Source organism: Agromyces sp. G08B096 (assembly GCF_040267705.1).
In the GTDB taxonomy this organism is placed as follows: Bacteria; Actinomycetota; Actinomycetes; order Actinomycetales; family Microbacteriaceae; genus Agromyces.
The window spans coordinates 3414894-3433046 of the sequence record NZ_CP158374.1 but is presented as its reverse complement, the minus strand read 5'-3'; the positions used below and the strand labels follow the sequence as shown (position 1 = coordinate 3433046).

14 protein-coding genes are annotated in these 18153 nt (G+C 71.8%); 11 read left to right on the top strand and 3 right to left on the bottom strand.

The features are described from left to right. Positions 1 to 23: 23 nt before the first annotated feature. On the bottom strand, positions 24 to 1358 hold the full coding sequence (locus tag ABIQ69_RS16445; RefSeq protein ID WP_350348199.1) for a 6-phospho-beta-glucosidase: 1335 nt from the start codon (positions 1356 to 1358) through the stop codon (positions 24 to 26). After that, complete coding sequence (locus ABIQ69_RS16440; RefSeq protein ID WP_350348198.1) at positions 1355 to 2104, bottom strand: DeoR/GlpR family DNA-binding transcription regulator; 750 nt, start codon at positions 2102 to 2104, stop codon at positions 1355 to 1357. Before ABIQ69_RS16440 ends, ABIQ69_RS16445 begins: the two co-directional genes overlap by 4 nt. 137 nt (positions 2105 to 2241) lie before the next feature. On the opposite strand from ABIQ69_RS16440, the gene ABIQ69_RS16435 reads away from it, so the two are divergent. The 5 genes from ABIQ69_RS16435 to ABIQ69_RS16415 all read left to right on the top strand — a co-directional run bounded on the left by ABIQ69_RS16435 (position 2242) and on the right by ABIQ69_RS16415 (position 9675). Further along, on the top strand, positions 2242 to 3333 hold the full coding sequence (locus tag ABIQ69_RS16435; protein WP_350348197.1) for a PfkB family carbohydrate kinase: 1092 nt from the start codon (positions 2242 to 2244) through the stop codon (positions 3331 to 3333). Continuing rightward, positions 3330 to 4688 (top strand): extracellular solute-binding protein, encoded by a 1359-nt coding sequence (locus tag ABIQ69_RS16430; protein WP_350348196.1) that lies wholly within the window; start codon positions 3330 to 3332, stop codon positions 4686 to 4688. The genes ABIQ69_RS16435 and ABIQ69_RS16430 overlap by 4 nt, the downstream gene beginning before the upstream one ends. Next, positions 4681 to 5586, top strand: a complete 906-nt coding sequence (locus ABIQ69_RS16425) for a sugar ABC transporter permease (RefSeq protein ID WP_350348195.1) — start codon at positions 4681 to 4683, stop codon at positions 5584 to 5586. Before ABIQ69_RS16430 ends, ABIQ69_RS16425 begins: the two co-directional genes overlap by 8 nt. Next, a complete protein-coding gene (locus ABIQ69_RS16420; RefSeq protein WP_350348194.1) occupies positions 5583 to 6401 on the top strand; it encodes a carbohydrate ABC transporter permease in 819 nt (272 codons plus the stop codon). Before ABIQ69_RS16425 ends, ABIQ69_RS16420 begins: the two co-directional genes overlap by 4 nt. Positions 6402 to 6609: 208 nt before the next feature. Then, positions 6610 to 9675, top strand: a complete 3066-nt coding sequence (locus tag ABIQ69_RS16415; protein ID WP_350348193.1) for an NEW3 domain-containing protein — start codon at positions 6610 to 6612, stop codon at positions 9673 to 9675. Positions 9676 to 9781: 106 nt separating this feature from the next. On the opposite strand, the gene ABIQ69_RS16410 is transcribed toward ABIQ69_RS16415, so the two are convergent. Further along, positions 9782 to 10537, bottom strand: coding sequence for a GntR family transcriptional regulator (locus tag ABIQ69_RS16410; protein ID WP_350348192.1), 756 nt, complete (start codon positions 10535 to 10537; stop codon positions 9782 to 9784). Positions 10538 to 10809: 272 nt separating this feature from the next. Between ABIQ69_RS16410 and ABIQ69_RS16405 the strand changes: the two genes are divergently transcribed. The 6 genes from ABIQ69_RS16405 (at position 10810) to ABIQ69_RS16380 (ending at position 18137) form a co-directional block, all read left to right on the top strand. Continuing rightward, positions 10810 to 11889, top strand: a complete 1080-nt coding sequence (locus ABIQ69_RS16405) for a substrate-binding domain-containing protein (RefSeq protein ID WP_350348191.1) — start codon at positions 10810 to 10812, stop codon at positions 11887 to 11889. Positions 11890 to 11921: 32 nt separating this feature from the next. Beyond that, positions 11922 to 13472 (top strand): sugar ABC transporter ATP-binding protein, encoded by a 1551-nt coding sequence (locus ABIQ69_RS16400; RefSeq protein ID WP_350348190.1) that lies wholly within the window; start codon positions 11922 to 11924, stop codon positions 13470 to 13472. Then, complete coding sequence (locus ABIQ69_RS16395; protein WP_350348189.1) at positions 13469 to 14476, top strand: ABC transporter permease; 1008 nt, start codon at positions 13469 to 13471, stop codon at positions 14474 to 14476. Before ABIQ69_RS16400 ends, ABIQ69_RS16395 begins: the two co-directional genes overlap by 4 nt. Then, positions 14473 to 15528: an ABC transporter permease gene (locus ABIQ69_RS16390; protein WP_350348188.1), complete on the top strand. Its 1056-nt coding sequence runs from the start codon at positions 14473 to 14475 to the stop codon at positions 15526 to 15528. The genes ABIQ69_RS16395 and ABIQ69_RS16390 overlap by 4 nt, the downstream gene beginning before the upstream one ends. Next, positions 15521 to 16393 (top strand): 3-hydroxy-5-phosphonooxypentane-2,4-dione thiolase, encoded by an 873-nt coding sequence (gene lsrF, locus ABIQ69_RS16385; protein ID WP_350348187.1) that lies wholly within the window; start codon positions 15521 to 15523, stop codon positions 16391 to 16393. Before ABIQ69_RS16390 ends, lsrF begins: the two co-directional genes overlap by 8 nt. A gap of 103 nt (positions 16394 to 16496) precedes the next feature. Continuing rightward, positions 16497 to 18137 (top strand): glycerol-3-phosphate dehydrogenase/oxidase, encoded by a 1641-nt coding sequence (locus ABIQ69_RS16380; RefSeq protein WP_350348186.1) that lies wholly within the window; start codon positions 16497 to 16499, stop codon positions 18135 to 18137. Positions 18138 to 18153: the final 16 nt, after the last annotated feature.

The following is an 18153-nucleotide window of genomic DNA, read 5'->3' as shown; positions in this document are numbered from 1 at the left end:
CGCCGAGAGCCCTCTGCGTGCGCCTACGCCCGCGCGAGCAGCTCGCCGATCTCGGGGAACCCTTGCGTGTAGCGGTCGACCAGCGACCGGGCGACCGCGACCGAGTCGACGAGCGGGTGCGCGGCGAACGCGCGCCACGCGAGCTGGCGCGAGCGCTCGTGCACGGCACCGATGACGAGCCGCTCCGCCGATTTCACCTGCGAGACGAGCCCGAGCATCTCGCCCGTGACGGGGGCGATCGGCCACGGGTGCACGCCGTCGGCGTCGACCACGCAGCCCACCTCGACGACCGCGTCCTCCGGCAACTGCGGCACCAGCGCGTTGTTGCGCACGTTGAGGATCATCGTCGCGGAGCGTCCGCTCGCGAGCGCCGCCATGAGATCGAGCGCCACCTGGTGGTAGCCGCCGCCGTCGACGTCGGACTCGTGTCGTTCCTCGTCCTCGGCGCGGCTCTCGGCCATGTAGCTCGCCTCCCGTTCGTGACGGGCCGTGAGCCACGTCGCGAGGGGGTCGTCGCCGGGTGCACCGTAGAACGTCGACTGCTGCCGGTCGATGAACTCGCCGCGCGTCGATGCCGCCGCACGGATGCGGGCGGTCGCCTCGCGCGTGAAGTAGTAGTAATAGAGGTACTCGTTGGGCAGGGCGCCGATCGCGCGCACCCAGTCGAAGCCCATCAGACGGGCCTCCTCGATGGTCTGCAGCGAGGCATCCGATTCCAGCAGTCCGGGGAGCAGTTCCCGCCCGCCGGCGGTCAGCGAACGAAGCCAGCCCAGGTGGTTGAGGCCGACGTAGTCGAAGGCGATCTCACCCGGGGCGCTGCCGGCCGCGGCGGCGGCGCGGCGCATGAGCCCGATCGGCGTGTCGCAGATGCCGACCACGCGGTCGCCGAGCACGCGCTGCATCGCCTCGGTGACGATGCCGGCCGGGTTCGTGAAGTTGATCACCCACGCTTCGGGGGCGACGCGGCGGATGGTCTCGGCGAGGCGGGTCATGAACGGCACCGTGCGCAGCGCGTAGGCGAGGCCGCCGGGGCCCACCGTCTCCTGGCCGAGCACGCCGAGCTCGAGGGCCGTGCGCTCATCGAGGACGCGCCCGCGCGTGCCGCCGATGCGCACGGCGCTGAACACGAAGTCGGCGCCGGTGAGCGCCTCCTCGAGGTCGGTGGTCGTCGTGATGACCGGCGCGTGGCGGCGCTCCTGCGCGAGCCGCGACACGATCGCGCCGATGGTGTCGAGGCGCGACGCGCTCACGTCGTACAGCACGAGCTCGTCGATGCGCACGGGGGCGTCGTCGGCGGCGACCGCCTCGAACACCTGGGGCACGCGGAACCCGCCGCCGCCGATGATGGTGAGCTTCACGCGACCATCACCTCCACGCCGGCCTGGCGCAGCACCTCGAGGGTCGCCGCGTCGGCGTCGTCGTTCGTGACGACCGCGGAGATCTGCTCCGGGCCGCACACGCTCAGCACCCCGACGCCGGGGAACTTCGAGGCGTCGGCGAGCACGACGGTGCGCTGGGACGACTCGATCATGGCCCGTTTGACGGGCACCTCCATGCCCGTGGTGTCGGAGATGGTGCCGTCGGCGCGGACGCCGCTCGTGCCGAGGAAGCAGGTCGTCGCACGGATCTGCGCGAGCGCCTGCTCGGTGAGGGTGCCGATCATCGAGTTGTAGTTCTTGCGCACCGCGCCGCCGAGCACGATGAGCTCCACGACGTCGTCGTCGCGGAGTTCGTCGATGACCGCGAGGCTCGAGGTGATCACCGTGATGCGGCGGCCGCGGAGCTGTCGCGCGAGCAGGGCGGTCGTGGTGCCGATGTCGATGATGACGACGTCGCCCTCCGCGACGAGCGCGGCCGCGCGCTCGGCGACGCGCGACTTCTCGGGCGCGTGCTGACGCTCGACGTCGATGAAGGGGATCTGGTCGGGCTCGATGCTGCCCCCGCCGCGCACACGGCGCAGCAGGCCCTCGGCGCTGAGGGCGTTGAGGTCGCGGCGGATCGTCGAGAGCGAGACGCCGAACTGCACGGCGAGCTCTTCGACGGTGACTTCGCCGTCGGTGCGCAGGGAGTTCAGGATCTGAGCCTGCCGCGTTGCTGTGAGCATGACGCCGATGGTAGCAGTCAACTTCGAGCATTCGTTGACGTTTTCGAGCAGTGATTGACGCAGCATCGTTCATTCGAGAGTATGTTCAGTCAAAGCCGATCGACGATCGCGCCAGCGATCGCAATCAAGGAGGATGCGTGGCGGAACGGGCTGCCGACGACCGCGTCGACGTGCTGCTCACCGGGCCGGTGTTCTTCGACCTGGTGTTCACCGAGGTGAACGGCGCGCCCCGCCCGGGCACCGAGGTCCACGCAGACGGCCTCGCCGCGAGCCCCGGAGGCGTGGCCAACCTCGCCGTCGCGACCGCCCGGCTCGGCCTGTCCACCTCCCTCGCCGCGACGATCGGCGACGACGTCTACGGTCGCTGGTGCTGGGACGTCCTCGGCGACCACGAGGGCATCGACCTCGCGCGCTCGCGCCTCGTGCCCGGCTGGCCCACCCCGGTCACCGTCTCGATCGCCTCCGGCAGCGATCGCAGCATGGTCACGCGCGAGGAAGTCGCGCCGCACACCGCAGCGGAGCTCGTCGCCGGGGCAGCAGCCCGGGCGACCTTCGTCGACCTCGGCGCCGCACGCGGCCGCGAGCCCGACGCCTGGTGGCGGGACGCGGCCCACACCGGCACGAAGATCTTCGCCGACATCGGCTGGGACTCGAGCGAGCGGTGGGACCCGGCCGACCTCGCCCCGCTCGCCGACTGCTTCGCGTTCACGCCCAACGAGTCGGAGGCGATGGCCTACACCCGCACCGACTCCGCACTCGCGGCCGCCCGCGCGCTCGCCGACCTCGTGCCGCTCGTCGTCGTCACGCGCGGCGAGCACGGCGCCGTCGCGATCGATTCCGCGAGCGGCGACGAGGTCGTCGTGCCCGCCGTCCCCGCGCGCGGCACGGATGCCACGGGCGCCGGCGACGTCTTCGGCGCCGCCCTCGTGCTCGGCACCCTGCGCGACTGGGCGCTCCCCGACCGCCTGTCGTTCGCGGCGCTCTGCGCGGCGCTCGCGGTCGAGCAGCCCGGCGGCGCGCTCGCCGCGCCCGGCTGGGGCGACCTCGCCGACTGGCGTTCGCGCGTGCGCGCGGCCGGCGATGCCGAGCTCGCCGCCCGATTCGCCTTCCTCGACGAGGCTCCCGACGAGACATCCGGACGCCGGAGAGCCGAGTTCACCCTGCCGTTCGCCGAATACGGAGCCACAGCAGCCCGGCGATCGTTCCCCGACAAGAGAGGTACATCATGAGACGGAACACCCGACTGACCGCTGCGGCCCTGAGCGGCGCGGCACTCGTCGTCGCCCTCACGAGCTGCGCCCCCGGCACGGGCGGCGACTCCGGCGGCACGGCCGACAGCGGAGAGATCAGCACCGACATCTCCGGCGTCGGCGACGTCACGCTCACCGTCTGGGACCAGGAGGTGCGCGGCGGCCAGAACGAGCAGATGGAGCAGCTCAACGAGGCGTTCATGGAGAAGTACCCGAACGTCACGATCGAGCGGAACTCGCAGTCGTTCGACGACCTCGCGACGACCCTCCGCCTCGCGCTCACCGACGCCGACGCTCCCGACGTCGTGCAGGCCAACAACGGCCGCAACACGATGGGCCAGTTCGTCGCAGCCGGGCAGCTCCGCCCCCTCGACGACTACGCCGAGGCCTACGGATGGTTCGACCGGTACTCGCCGTCGGTGCTGCAGTACTCGACCTACAGCGAGGACGCCACCGTGTTCGGCGACGGCGACCTCTACGGCCTGCCGCAGGTCGGCGAGGTCGTCGGCGTCTTCTACTCCAAGTCGAAGCTCGAGGGCCTCGGCCTCGAGGTGCCGACCGACTGGGCCGGGTTCGAGGCGGCCCTCGAGGCCGCCAAGGCCGCCGGCGAGACGCCGATGCAGCTCGGCAATATCGAGCAGTGGCCGGCGCTGCACGTCTTCGGCCCCGTCCAGGGCGACGTCGTCGACGCCGAGGTGATCACCGACCTCGGGCTCGGCAACGCTGGTCAGAGCTGGACCACGCCCGAGAACGTGGAGGCCGCGTCGACCCTGCAGGGCTGGGTCGAGGCCGGGTACTTCAACGAGGGCGTGAACGGCACCGACTACGACGCGGCCTGGCAGGCGCTCGCCGGCGGCGACGGGGTCTTCCTCATCGGCGGCTCGTGGCTCGCGGCCGACCTCGCCGACGCCATGGGCGAGGACGTCGGCTTCTTCGTGCCGAACCGCGCCGACGGCACTCCGGCCACCACGGGCGGCACCGGGCTGCCGTTCACGATCACCTCGGCGGCCGACAACACCGACGTCGCCGCCGCGTACATCGACTTCATCACGAGTGACGAGGCGATGGACGTGCTGGCCGAGACGGGCAACCTGCCGGTGAACCGCACGGCCGAGCTCGCCCCGAGCGAGGGCGTGCTCGCCGACGTGTTCACGGTCTTCGACACCGTGACGGGTGAGGGCGCGCTGCTGCCCTACCTCGACTACGCGACGCCGACGTTCGCCGACACGATGGGGCAGGCCCTTCAGGACCTGCTTGCGGGGCAGGCGACGCCGGAGCAGTTCACCGAGACCCTCGAGGCCGACTACTCGGAGTTCGTCGCGAGCAATGAGTGACGGCTCGACCACGATCGGGCGGAGCGCCACGCGGCGCTCCGCCCGATCGGCGTGGGTTCCGTGGGCGTACCTGGCTCCGGCCATCCTGCTCTATGGAGCGTTCCTGCTCTTCCCGCTGGGCCGGGCCGCGCAGTACTCGCTGTTCGAATGGGACGGGCTCGGGGCATCCACCTTCGTGGGACTCGCGAACTACGCCGAGATCCTGCAGGATCCCCGTCTCCGCGAAGCGTTCTGGCACGCCCTCGTGCTCGTGTTCTTCTACGCGGTGCTGCCGCTCGCGATCGGACTGCTGCTCGCGAGCCTGCTGACGCGCGCACAGGTGCGGGGGCTCGGCTTCTTCCGCAGCGTGATCTTCCTGCCGCAGGTCATCGCCATGGTCGTCGTCGCCGTCACCTGGCGCCAGATCTACGCGCCCGACGGTCCGCTCAACGGGTTCCTGCGCCTGATCGGGCTCGGTGCGCTGGCCCGCCCGTGGCTCGGCGACTACACGTTCACCCTGCCCGCGGTCGGGCTCATCGGCACCTGGGTCTGCACGGGCCTCGTGACCGTGCTGCTCATGGCCGGAATGAGCCGGGTGCCGCGCGAGCTGTACGAGGCCGCCCGGCTCGATGGATCGGGCCCGGCGCGCGAGTTCTTCGCCATCACGCTGCCGATGGTGCGCGGGGAGATCACGGTCGCCCTCACGCTCACGATCGTCGCGGCGCTGAAGACCTTCGACCTCGTCTACGTCACAACGAGCGGCGGGCCGGGCACGTCGACGACGGTGCCGAGCTATGAGATCTACCGGCGGGCGTTCGAGCTCGGCGAGGTCGGCGTGGCGACCGCCGTGGGCGTCGTGCTGACCATCATCGTCTTCGCCATCAACGGCGTCGTGAACCTGATCGGAGATCGCAAGTGAAGGTGTCGCCGATCGAACGCGCCGCGAACTACGTCGTGCTCGTCGCGTTCGCGCTCATCGTCCTCGGCCCGATCGCCGTCATCGTCTCGCTCGCCTTCGGCCCGCAGAACGCGTCGGCCGCGCGGGAGGGCGGATGGTTCCACCCGGAGAACTTCCCCGAGGCCTGGGAGATCGGCCGCTTCGGCCAGTACATGCTGACCTCGGTCGTGGTCGCCGTCATCGTGGTCGTCGTCTCGGTGCTCGCGTCGATCCTCGCCGGATACGCGCTCGGCACCATGAAGTTCCGCGGGGCCGGGGTCGTGTTCTCCGTGTTCCTGCTCGGCATCATGGTGCCCACGGAGGCGTTCATCGTGCCGCTCTACTTCGACCTGCGGATCCTGGGGCTCACGAACACGGTCTGGGGCGTCGCCCTGCCGCAGATCGCGATGTCGATCGCGTTCGGCACGTACTGGATGCGGACGTACTTCCGCACGTCGAGCCGCGCGCTCATCGACGCGGCCCGCCTCGACGGCGCGGGCTCCATGCGGATCCTCTGGCAGGTGCTCGTGCCGATCGGCCGTCCCGCGGTCCTGACGCTCGTGCTGCTGACGTTCATGTGGACGTGGAACGAATTCCTCATCCCGCTCGTGATGTCGCCGAACGGCTCCGTGCGCACCGCGCCGCTCGGTCTCGCGTTCTTCCAGGGGCAGTACACGCAGGGCACGGCGCTCCTCGCGGCGGGCGCGGTCATGGTGGCGCTGCCGATCGTGGTGCTCTACGTCTTCCTCCAGCGGCATTTCATCAAGGGGATGATCGAGGGCGCCGTGCGCGAGTGATGGGCGAGCCGGCGCCGTGCCGGCCGGGGGGCGGTGCGCGAGGGGGCCTGCGCGCACCGCGGATCGGTGTGCCACGGAACCGCGCAGCTACGCGCAGGCGTGCTGCGTGAAACTGCGCGAAACTGCTTGATTGTTCGAGCGGGACTGCCTAGCTTGGGGGAGTGATCGGGCGGCAAGTCCGTCGTCCGAGCGTCCAACGGAGGACCGCATGAAACGACATCCCGCCATCCTGCTCACCTCGCTGCTGACCGCGGCCGTCCTCGCGGCACCTGCGCCCGCCGTCGCCGCGACGACGAGCGCTCCGGCTGCCGCCGATGCCGCCACGAAGCTCGAGGTCGGCGACCCCTCGGTCGCGATCGACACCGAGCGGGGCAAGATCGACATCATGGGCATCTGGGCCCATCCCGACGACGATGCCGGCTTCACCACGCCGTGCGGGGTCTGGAACGACCTCTACGGCGTCCGCTGCGGCATCATCATGGCCACCCGCGGCGAGGGCGGCTCGAACTCGGTGGGCCCCGAGGCCGGCCCCGACCTCGGCCTGCGCCGCGAGAACGAGGACCGCACCTCGCACGTGCGCTCCGGCACGATCGACATCTTCAACCTCGACCGGGTCGACTTCTTCTACAACACCTCCGCCGCGCTGACGGCGCAGGTCTGGGACGCGGAGGAGACGCTGCGCCGGACGGTGCGCATCATCCGCGAGACCCAGCCCGAGATCCTCGTCGGGTCGACGCCTTCGCTCGCCGCCGGACACGGCAACCACCAGTACGCGCAGGGACGCATGATCTGGGAGGCCGCGGCGGCGGCAGCCGACCCCGCGAGGTTCCCCGAGCAGCTCGAGGGCCTCGGGGCGGTCGAGCCGTGGCGGGTGAAGAAGATCCTCGCGGGCGGGATGACGACCGGCAGCGGCGGGACGCTCGCGCCGAACTGCAACACCGGCTTCACGCCCGCGCCCACGAACCCGTTCACCGTGGTCGGCACCTGGACCGGCTACGACTCGCCGTACGTCTGGGCCGAGGGCAACCTCGCCGGCCAGCAGGCGGGCTCCGCCAAGACCTGGGCGCAGGTCGGCCGCGAGGGCGGCCGCGCCCACCCGACCCAGGCGCGCACCATGCAGACGGCGCTCGTCGACCCGACCTGCCAGCGCTACGGGGTCTCGCAGTCGATCGTGCCGATGCAGCCGAACAGCGCACCCGCGTCGGCCAACGACGACGCCGTGCTCTACGGCGCCGTCATCGCCGACCCGGGCGGCATGCCGCTCGGCTCGGAGTTCTCGCTGTCGGTCGACGAGTACTACCAGGCCCCGGGCGAGCCCTTCGAGGTCACCGTCGCGGCCCGCTCGGGGGCGGGCGAGCTCGACGGCGGGACCGTGAGCCTCGCCGTGCCCGCCGGCTGGCAGGTCACCGACCCCGTCGAGATCGGCGGTATCGGCGACGAGGATGCCACGAAGGCGACGTTCACGGTCACGCCTGCGGCCGACGCCCCGGTCGGCGTGCACAAGCTCGCGGCGACGTTCGACGGTGCGGTCACCGCGTACAACGACACCCGCATCGCGCTCGTCGCTCCCGTCGAGGGCCGCTTCGAACGCTGGGGCAACATGGCCGAGTACGAGCAGTGGACCCGAGACCACGACGCCTACGTGGGCGGTCGCTCCGGCGCCGTCGCGCAGATGGGCGCCGGCGAGACCGTGACGGTGCCCGTCGAGGTGACGAACCGCAGCGCCGCGACCGAGTCGGGCCAGGTCGCGCTCGCGGTCCCCGCCGGATTCGTCGTCGACGCCGCCTCGAAGCCGTTCGACGGACTCGCCCCGGGTGACACGACCACGGTGGAGTTCGCGGTCACCCACACCGACCCGGCCGATCCGGCCAGCCGTACGGTGACCTTCACCGCGACGACGACCTCCGGCGCCGGAACGTCCGCCGAGAACGAGACCGTCTACCTCGTGCCCTCGGTGGTCATCCCGCAGCTCGCCTCGGCGCCGGCCGTCGACGGCGCGGCGGATGGGGTCTACACCGGCCCGGTCATCGACGTCGGCACCCGCTGGGAGGGCGCGGAGTGCGCCGCCGACGGCGTCGACTGCGGCGATGGCAGTGTGGCGCGGCTCGGCTGGTACGACGATGCGCTCTACGCGCAGATCCGGGTGACCGACGAGCTCGCGAGCGCGGCGGCGACGCCCGACCGCTGCTTCGGCCACTGGCTCGTCGACTCCGTCGAGCTGCTGCTCGATCCGCGTGGGAACTCGGTCGACACGTCGACGACGTTCAAGCTCGGCATGTTCCCGTTCACCGACGATCCCGAGGGCGCCAACGGCAACGGCGAGAACGGGCCCTGCTGGTCGCGCGACGCCGACAACCACCAGGGGTTCTCGACGGGTCCGCTCGCCGACACGGTCGAGGGCGGGCTCAATGCCGAGGGGGTGGAGGTCGCGGTCCAGGTCGCGCGCCAGGCCGACGGCACGTACGCCGGCGGCGGCTATGACGTCGAAGTCAAGGTGCCGCTCGCGACGCTGCCCGCAGCGGTGGGTCCGACGGGGGCCGTGCCGTCGGGCGACCCGGCGCGCAACGAGGTGGATCCGGCCTACCTGGGGCTGAACGTGACGCCGTACGACTCCGACACGCAGGACTTCATCGGCCAGACCCGCACCGCGTGGTCGGCCTTCGGGAGCCAGCAGTCGGAGCCCTACCGCTGGGGTCACGCCTATCTCGACGGGTACGCGCCGCCGGCCGACCGGTCGACCGAGCCCGCGTCGCCGATCATCCCCGACACCGCTCTGCAAGGTGTCGAGTCGCCGCAGACGGTCGCGCAGTCGGTCACGCGCGGCGGCACGATCTCGGGAGTGCAGCCGTCGGATGCGCTGGCCGTCACCGACGTGAAGCTCCAGCAGAAGCATCTGCGCCTCTCGTACGACGCCGAGGAGGCGGGCACGGTGCGGGTGTTCCTCTGGACGGGCGACACGACGTTCATCCCGGTGTGGACCTCCAGCTGCGAGGGCGACGTGTACGGCTTCGAGGCGTGCTCGCCGGCCGACGGTCAGGCGCCGCCGTGGGCGCCCGACATGAGCGGCCGACTGCTCGGCTCCTTCGAGCAGCCCGTCGGCGCGGGGAAGGGCAAGCTGACCGTGCCGATCGACGCCGCGACGCGCGCCGCGCTCGCCGACGACGCGCGCATCCTCGTTTCGTACGCGGAGCAGGCGGGCATCGAGTCCGGCAGCGGCGACGGCGTCAACGCGTGGAGCTTCCCGATCGAGGCGGTGAAGCCGGGCAAGGGCTGAGCCGCCGTGGCGCCCGGTCCGCTTCCCGCGGGCCGGGCGCCGACGCCGGTTCCCGACGGAGCACGCTGGGCCCCGTCGCGTGCGGGGGCGCGAGCGATGCCCGGCCTCAGCGGATGCCGACGTGGAACCGGGGCTCGCCGCTGCGGTGCAGCCCGCGGTAGTACTCGATGGGGGTGCCGTCGTCGCGCCAGGAGATCGACTCGATGGCGAGCGCCGGCCGGCCGGGTTCGAGTTGCAGGAGTTCGGCCTGCTCGGGCGTCGGGATGACCGCCTCGATCCAGCGGTCCGCGCCCTTCGGCGTCACCCCGTAGTGCCGGCGCAGATGCTCGTAGAGCGAGCGGTTCTCGAGGTTGGCCCGGGCGACGCCGGGGAACAGCGCCTTGGGCAGGGCGGTGTCCACCAGCAGCCATGGCACGCCGTCGACGGCGCGCAGCCGTCGGAGGCGCACGACCTCGGCGCCGTCGTCGAGTCGCAGCGCCGCGGCCTCGTCTTCGTCGGCCGGCCCCTCGTCGACGGCCAGGACTCGCGTCGTGACGGCACGGCCGGTCGCGCTGAGGTCGTCGGCCGAGCCGACGGTGCTGCCGATGAAGCGCAGGGCGGGCTTCGCCGGGGAGACGAACGAGCCCTTCGCGCGGATCTTGTAGATGAGGCCCTCGCGCACGAGTTCGCCGAGCGCGTCGCGGACGACCGTCCGCGAGACGCCGAATCGATCGATGAGCTCGGCCTCCGACGGCAGCGCCTGGTCGGGGGAGAGCTCACCCTCGCGGATCGCCTCGCGGAGCACACCGGCGAGTTGCTGCCAGAGCGGCGTGTCCGCGCCCCGGTCGAGCCGGTCTGCGCGAAGCGAGCTGTGGTGGGCCATCGATTCCTCTCTCCGCCGCCTCGCCGCTCGTCGACGCTGTCGAGAGACTACCGGGTCGCGGTTTGACCGCGCCGGACCGGGCGACGTACTGTCGTCATGATCAACTTGTCATGATGAGTTGAGTATGACAAGTTAGGGATGACAAGTCCGACCCGGTCCGCCGGATCGAACACCCGGAGCCGGCGTCGCCGGTCCCGACGCACCACCGCACCGACTCGCGTCGGCCCGCCGGGCCGGCGTCTCGCAGCGAAGCGAACATGGAGGCAAGAACAATGTCGTTTGGAACCTGGCGACGCGGCGGCGTCGCACTTGCGGCGGCGACCGCACTCATGCTCACCGGATGTGCCGGCGGCGACGCCGCGGCCGACGGGGGCGACGGCGGTTCGACCGAGGGCATCTCGATCGCCCTGTCGAACGGCTTCGTCAACGGCTGGCGGCTCACGCTCATCGACAAGTTCGAGGAGGAGGCCGAGAAGCTGAAGGGCGAGGGCATCGTCAGCGAGTACTCGACGGTCAACGCGCCCGGCGAGAACAGCGCGACCGAGCAGGCGTCGCAGATCCGCAGCCTCGTGCTGCAGCAGCCCGACGTGCTCATGGTCATCCCGGCCTCGTCGACCGCGCTCGTCCCGGCCGTCGAGGAGGCGTGCGCCGCGGGCATCGAGGTCATCGTGCTCGACGCCGACATGGACACCGACTGCGCGACCGTCGTGCGGAACGCGTACGACCAGTGGGGCGAAGTCTCGATCCAGCCCGCGCTCGACGCGATCGGCGGCGCCGGCGAGATCGTCATCAACCGCGGCGTCATCGGCTCCCAGCCCGAGGAGGAATTCCACGCCCGGCAGCTCGAGATCCTCGAGGAGTACCCCGACGTGACGGTCGCGGCCGAGGTGAACGGCTTCTGCGACTCGTCGACCGCTCAGAAGGAGATCGTCTCGGTGCTCGGGTCGCTGCCCGAGATCGCCGCCGTCCCGGGCTGCATCGGCGGAATGGGCGTGGTGCAGGCCTTCGAGTCGGCCGGCAGGCCGCTGCCCGTCGTCGTCTTCGACACCGACGGCAAGTCGCTCTCGTTCTGGAAGGAGCGGGGCATCGACAACGGCTCGTTCGCCGCACTGACCGACCCCGGTCAGGCCGTCGCGGCCATCTACGTCGCGCTCGCGAAGCTCGCGGGCGACGAGGTGCCGGACGAGGTCGTGCTGCCGCTGCTGCAGATCGGCCAGGAAGACCTCGACACCTGGGTGAGCCAGCTCGACGCCGACGAGTACGCCGCGTACCCGTGGGACGAGGCCACCGTGCAGGCGGCCATCGAGGCGAACCTCGCGGGTGACCCCGTCGAGGCGCCGGCCATCAAGTAACCGACCCGACCGACGAGCCCGAAGGAGCACGCATGTCTCCCACTGCGACCAGGTCACGCACGACCGGCCCCGCGCCCGATCAGTCCGCGTCCCACAGCGCGCCCACGATCACCGCGACCGGTGTCGCCCGCAGCTACGGCAGCACGCGCGCACTGCGCGGCGTCGACCTCACGGTCGAGCGCGGGGAGATCCTCGGGCTCGTCGGTCACAACGGCGCGGGCAAGAGCACCCTCATGCGTGTGCTCGCCGGGCGCGAGCAGCCCGACGAGGGCCGCGTCGTGTGGCGCGGCGACTCACGGAGCTGGAACGCCAAGGCCGCGGCATCGGCCGGCGTGCGCATGGTGTACCAGGAGCTGGCGCTCTGCGCCGACCTCACGGTCGCCGAGAACGCCGCGCTCTCCGACCCGCGTCGGCCGGGCCTCGCGTGGCGCGGGCGTGCCGAGCGCCGCGTCGGCGAGGTGCTCGACCGCGTCTTCCCGGGCCACGGCATCAGCGTGCTGCGCCGGGCGGGCGAACTGGCGATGGCCGAGCGGCAGATGGTCGAGATCGCCCGCGCCCTCTGCACCGACCGGCTCGGGCTGCTCATCCTCGACGAGCCGACGGAGTCGCTCGGCGTCGACGCCGCCCGACAGCTCTACGCACACCTGAAGACGCTCGCCGCCGACGGTGTGAGCGTGCTGCTCATCTCGCACCGCATGCACGAGGTGCTCGAGCACAGCGACCGCGTCGCGGTCATGAAGGACGGCACGGTCGTCGACGTCTACGACACCTCGGCGGTGACCGAGGACGACCTGCTGGTCGCGATGGGCGGCGAGGTCCGAGCGGATGCCGCCGCGCTGGAGCGCGCGCAGGAACTCGTCGAGGAGACTCCTGAAGCGGCATCCGTCTCCCGTTCGCCGGCCGGTGCCGGGGGCGGCGACGCACTCGTCGCCGAGCTGCGCACGGGCGACGGGCCGGCTCTGCGCGTGCGCGCCGGCGAAGTGATCGGCCTGGCCGGCCTCGCCGGCCAAGGGCAGGAGCACGTGCTCGACCGTCTCTGGCGGGGCGGTCGCGGCGCGACCGTGGCCAAGCGGCGCGCGTATGTGCCCGGCGACCGGCAGACCTCCGGCATCATGCCGCTCTGGAGCGTCGCCGAGAACCTCACGGTGTCGGCGCTCCGCTCGATCTCCAGGCTCGGCGTCGTCGACGGCCGGGCGAAGCGCGAACTCGCGGGCCGGTGGATCGACGCGCTGCGCGTCCGCGGTTCGGCCGCCACGCCGATCACCGCGTTGTCGGGCGGCAACCAGCAGAAGGTGCTCGTCGCCAGGGCCTTCGCGACCGACGCCCGGCTGGTGCTGCTCGACGACCCCTTCCGAGGCGTCGACGTCGCCACCAAGAACGAGCTCTACGCGCTCATGAAGGCCGAGGCCCGAGCGGGCCGCGCCGTCGTCTGGTACTCGACCGAGAACGGCGAGATGGCGCACTGCGACCGGGTCTACGTGTTCCGCGCCGGCCGGATCGTCTCCGAGCTCGCCGGCGACACCAACACCGAGGAGCGGATCATCGCCGACTCCTTCGACGACGCCACGGGAGGCACCCGATGACCACCACCGCGCCCCCGGCCGCTGCCGCCGGCACTGACCGTGCGGGTCACGCCCGGCCGACCTTCGGCGCGCGGGCCCGCACGAGCGCCGTGCACGGCTCGCCCGCGCTGCTCTCACTGGTCGCGCTCGTCGTCATCTTCGCGATCGCGGTCGCGAACCAGCCCGGCATCCTCAGCATCCCCGGACTGACGCTCATGCTCATGTCGGCCGTGCCGCTCGTCTTCGCGGCCCAGGCCCAGATGCTCATCATGTCGGTCGGCGACATCGACCTCGGCATCGGATACCTCGTGGGCCTCGTGACCGTCATCGCGGCCACCACACTCGCGCAGGAGCCGATGCTCGGGCTCGCGATGCTCGCGGGCATCGTCGCCGTCTACGCCCTCCTCGGCTTCCTCGTGCAGCGCCGCGGGGTGCCCTCCATCATCGTGACGCTCGGCATGTCGTTCGTGTGGCTCGGCATCGGCCTCCAACTGCTGCCCACGCCGGGCGGCGCGACCCCCGAATGGCTTGCGGCGATCGGCAGCTGGCGGCCGACCGCATTCCCCGCGCCCATCCTGTTCATCGCCCTCGCGACGCTCATCGGCTGGTATCTGGCGCGCCGGAGCCGCGTCGGCATGCGCATGCGCGCTCTCGGCTCGAGCGCGGCCACGCTCGACAAGGCCGGTCGCTCGCGAACGGCGACGCGCGTGACGGCGTACGTGCTCGCGGCGCTGCTCGTCATCCTCGCCGGCCTCCTGCTCGCCGCGCAGACCCGGTCGGGCGACGTGAACTCCGCGAGCAACTTCACGCTCATGACGATCGCCGCGGTCATCCTCGGCGGCGGCACGTTCTCGGGCGGTCGCGCCCTCCCGATCGGCGCCACGCTCGGCGCCGTCACGCTCGGCCTGATCACCGTGCTGCTCAGCCTGGTGAACCTGTCCTCGAGCCTCCAGTCCGCGGCGCAGGGCATCATCGTGCTCGCTGTGCTCGCCGGCCGCGTCGTCACCGAAAGGTTCACCCGATGAGCACCGTGAAGCAGCCCGTCGCCTCCGGACCCGAGACGACCGCGATCGCGGCCGCCGCCGACCGCCGCCGGTTCACCTGGCCCGCGTGGGCGTGGTCCCTCATCGGCGTGGCCGTGGTCTGGGCGTGCATCGTCGCCGTCCGGCCCGGTGCGCCGTTCGACCCGCTGATGCAGGCGCTCTCGCTCGCGCCGTTCCTCGTGCTCGTCGCACTCGGCCAGATGCTCGTCATCACGCTCGGCCCGGGCAATATCGACGTCTCCGTCGGCACGGTGATCTCGATGGCCTCCTACGTGTCGGTCGCAGTCGGACAGTCCGCCGGTCCGCTCATGGGCGTCCTCGCGGGCGTCGCGGCGGGCGTCGCGGCCGGCGCGATCAGCGTCATCGCGATCCTGCTGCTGCGCGTGCCGCCCATCATCGCGACGCTTGCGACCAGCCTCATCCTGACGTCGGCGACCCTGTTGCTCGCCGATGCGAACCGCGCGGGCGCCGATCCCGCGCTCCGCGCCCTCGTGAACGCGAAGCTCCTCGGCGTCCCGGTGATCGCGCTGCTCGTGCTCCTCGTGACCGTCGCGATCTGGTTCGTGCTCACCCGCACGCGCTTCGGGCTCTCCATCGTGGCCGTCGGGCAGAGCGCGCGTGCCGCCGAGCGCGCGGGCCTCAGGGTGCGCGGCGTGACCGCGAGCGCGTACCTCGTCTCCGCGGGCTTCGCCGGCCTCGCCGGTGCCCTGCTCGCGGCCTTCATCTCGCCGAGCACCGTGCTCGGCACCTCCTACATGCTCGACTCCATCGCCGTGGTCGTCATCGGGGGCACCCTCATCTCCGGCGGACGCGCGGTGCCCGCCGGAGCCTGGACCGGCGCGCTGTTCTTCGTGCTCCTGTCCGGCCTGCTGAACCTCGTGGGCTGGCCGGTGGGCGCGCAGAACATCCTCAAGGGCGTGCTCGTCGTCGCGGTCGTCGTCATCTCGACCGCCGCGACCGGCACGGGCCGGTCCACCCTCGCGCGCTTCCGCGCCTCCCTGCACCTCGGAAAGAAGGAGACCATCCATGGCTGACCTCGACGACCTGCGCGACGGCACCGACTTCGGCGGCGCGACCGTCGCCGCCGGCGGCTTCCACCTGAAAGGCCTCGGCGGCCAGGACTGGGGCATGCGTGCGCGCCTCTCGCGGATCTTCGACCCCGCCGACGGCAAGACGGTCATGCTGGCGTTCGACCACGGCTACTTCCAGGGCCCCACGTCGGGCCTCGAGCGGCTCGACCGCTCGATCGTCCCGCTCATCCCGCGGGCCGACGCGCTCATGTGCACCCGCGGCGCGCTCCGCACGACGATCCCCGCCGACAGCGGCAAGGGCATCGTCCTGCGCGCCTCGGGCGGGCCGAGCGTACTCAAGGAGCTCTCCGACGAGGAGCTCGCGGTCTCGATCGACGACGCCGTGCGCCTCGACGCGGCCGCGCTCGCGGTGCAGGTGTTCGTCGGCGGCGAGCACGAGACGAAGTCCGTCAAGAACCTCACGACCCTCGTCGACCAGGGCCAGGCGACCGGCATCCCCGTGCTCGCGGTCACCGCGGTGGGGCGCGACATGGTGCGCGACGCTCGGTACTTCCGCCTCGCGACCCGCATCTCGGCCGAGCTCGGCGCCGCCTTCGTGAAGACGTACTACGTGGAGGAGGGCTTCGAGACGGTCACGGCCGCCTGCCCGGTGCCGATCATCATCGCGGGCGGCAAGAAGGTCGAGGAGCGCGAGGCGCTCCGGGTCGCCTACCGCGCCATCCAGGAGGGGGCCGCCGGCGTCGACATGGGCCGCAACGTGTTCCAGTCCGAGCACCCCGAGGCGATGCTCCAGGCCGTGCGCGGCGTCGTGCACGACGGCCTGACGCCCGAGGACGCCTTCTCGCTCTACGAAGAGCTCTCGCACTGAGCCGAAGGGCCGGCGACGGGGCATCCGTCGCCGGCCAGGCTCTCACGATGCGCGCCGCGCACGGCGCGCCCCGCGTTCCGCTTCACCGGAGGACTCATCAGCCATGCCCGCTCTCTCGACGTACGCTCCAGCGCCCGCATCCGTCGACGTCGCCGTGATCGGCGCCGGCATCAACGGCCTCGCGATCGCCCGTGAGGCCGCACGCCGCGGCCGCTCGGTGCTGCTCATCGACCAGGACGACCTCGGGGCGCGCACCTCCGCGATCGCGACCCGGCTCATCCACGGCGGGCTCAAATACCTCGAGCGGCTCGAGGTGCACCTCGTGCACGAGTCGATCCGCGAGCGGAACATCCTGCTCGAGCGCGCACCGCACCTCGTGCACCACTACCCGATGCTCATCCCGTTCTCGAAGGGCGCGAGCCGGCCGGGCTGGCTGCTCTCATGCGGGCTGCTGCTGCACGACGTCCTCTCGCTGCGGAAGCCCCTGCCGTTCTCCCGCATCGTGTTCGGCGGGCGCCTCAAGCGCGACTACCCGTCGCTCGTCGAGGGCGGGCTCAAATGGGGCGGGCTCTTCCACGACGCGAACGTGCCGCTCACCGAGCGGCTCTGCGTCGAGCTCGCGATCGACGCGCAGGCGCACGGCGCGACCGTGCTCACGCACTCCCGGGTGGAGTCGCTCGTGCGCTCGGGCGGGCGGATCACGGGCCTCACCTACCGTGACCGCGTCGACGGCGAGCTGAAGCGGGTCGACGCTCGCGTCGTCGTGAACGTCGCGGGGCCGTGGGTCGACGCCGTGCTCGACCTCGCCGGCGCCCACGACCGTCAGATCGGTCCGACGAAGGGCAGCCACCTCGTCGTCGACGCCTTCCCGGGTGCGCCGTCGACGTGCATCTTCTTCGAATCGCCCGACGACGCCCGGCCCATGTTCGTCCTGCCCTGGGCCGGCAAGTACATGATCGGCACGACCGACCTGCCCTACGACGGCTCGATCGACGAGATCGTGATCGACGACGACGAGGTCGACTACCTGCTGCGCGCCGTGAACGGACTGATCCCCGCGGCGCGACTCACGGCGGACGATGTGCTCTGGTCCTATTCGGGCGTGCGGCCGCTGCCGTACGTGGCCGACCTCGACGACCCGTCGAAGGTCAGCCGTGATCACGAGATCATCGTGCACGACGGCGATCGCGCCGGCCTCGTCACGATCATCGGCGGCAAGTTCACGACGCACCGTGCGCTCGGCGAACTGGTCGCGAAGCGGCTCGAGCGTGCGCTCGGTGCGCGTCCCGGCCCGTCGCCGACGCGCGACGCCGACTTCCCGGGTGCGCCCGGTGGCGACTGGCCGGCGTTCCGGGCCGAGTTCGTACGGCGGAGCGCCCTCGCGCCAGCGACCGCGGAGCGGCTCGTCGACACCTATGGGCGACGCGCGGCCGAGGTCGAGGCGCTCGTCGCCGCGCAGCCGGAGCTCGGCGAGGTCGTCGACCGCGACACGGGTGCCATCGCCGCGGAGGCGGTGCACGCGGTGCGCGATGAAGGCGCGCACACGCTCGAGGACGTCATCCTCCGGCGCATGGCGGTCGGGGTGAACCGCGATGTCGGGCTCACCGCCGCGCCCGCGATCGCCGCCGTGCTCGTCGCCCACGCGGGGTGGAGCCGCGAGTACGCCGACACCCAACTTGACCGGTACCGGATCGCGGTGCGACGCTTCATGCCGCGTGGACTCCGGGCCGAACGAACTGCCTGACCACCGCGAGGAGACC

Coding starts and splice junctions, on each gene's coding strand:
- ABIQ69_RS16410 (WP_350348192.1), bottom strand. CDS start 10,537: ATGGCCCACCACAGCTCGCTTCGCGCAGACCGGCTCGACCGGGGCGCG.
- ABIQ69_RS16405 (WP_350348191.1), top strand. CDS start 10,810: ATGTCGTTTGGAACCTGGCGACGCGGCGGCGTCGCACTTGCGGCGGCG.
- ABIQ69_RS16395 (WP_350348189.1), top strand. CDS start 13,469: ATGACCACCACCGCGCCCCCGGCCGCTGCCGCCGGCACTGACCGTGCG.
- ABIQ69_RS16440 (WP_350348198.1), bottom strand. CDS start 2,104: ATGCTCACAGCAACGCGGCAGGCTCAGATCCTGAACTCCCTGCGCACC.
- ABIQ69_RS16430 (WP_350348196.1), top strand. CDS start 3,330: ATGAGACGGAACACCCGACTGACCGCTGCGGCCCTGAGCGGCGCGGCA.
- ABIQ69_RS16415 (WP_350348193.1), top strand. CDS start 6,610: ATGAAACGACATCCCGCCATCCTGCTCACCTCGCTGCTGACCGCGGCC.
- lsrF (WP_350348187.1), top strand. CDS start 15,521: ATGGCTGACCTCGACGACCTGCGCGACGGCACCGACTTCGGCGGCGCG.
- ABIQ69_RS16390 (WP_350348188.1), top strand. CDS start 14,473: ATGAGCACCGTGAAGCAGCCCGTCGCCTCCGGACCCGAGACGACCGCG.
- ABIQ69_RS16400 (WP_350348190.1), top strand. CDS start 11,922: ATGTCTCCCACTGCGACCAGGTCACGCACGACCGGCCCCGCGCCCGAT.
- ABIQ69_RS16425 (WP_350348195.1), top strand. CDS start 4,681: ATGAGTGACGGCTCGACCACGATCGGGCGGAGCGCCACGCGGCGCTCC.
- ABIQ69_RS16380 (WP_350348186.1), top strand. CDS start 16,497: ATGCCCGCTCTCTCGACGTACGCTCCAGCGCCCGCATCCGTCGACGTC.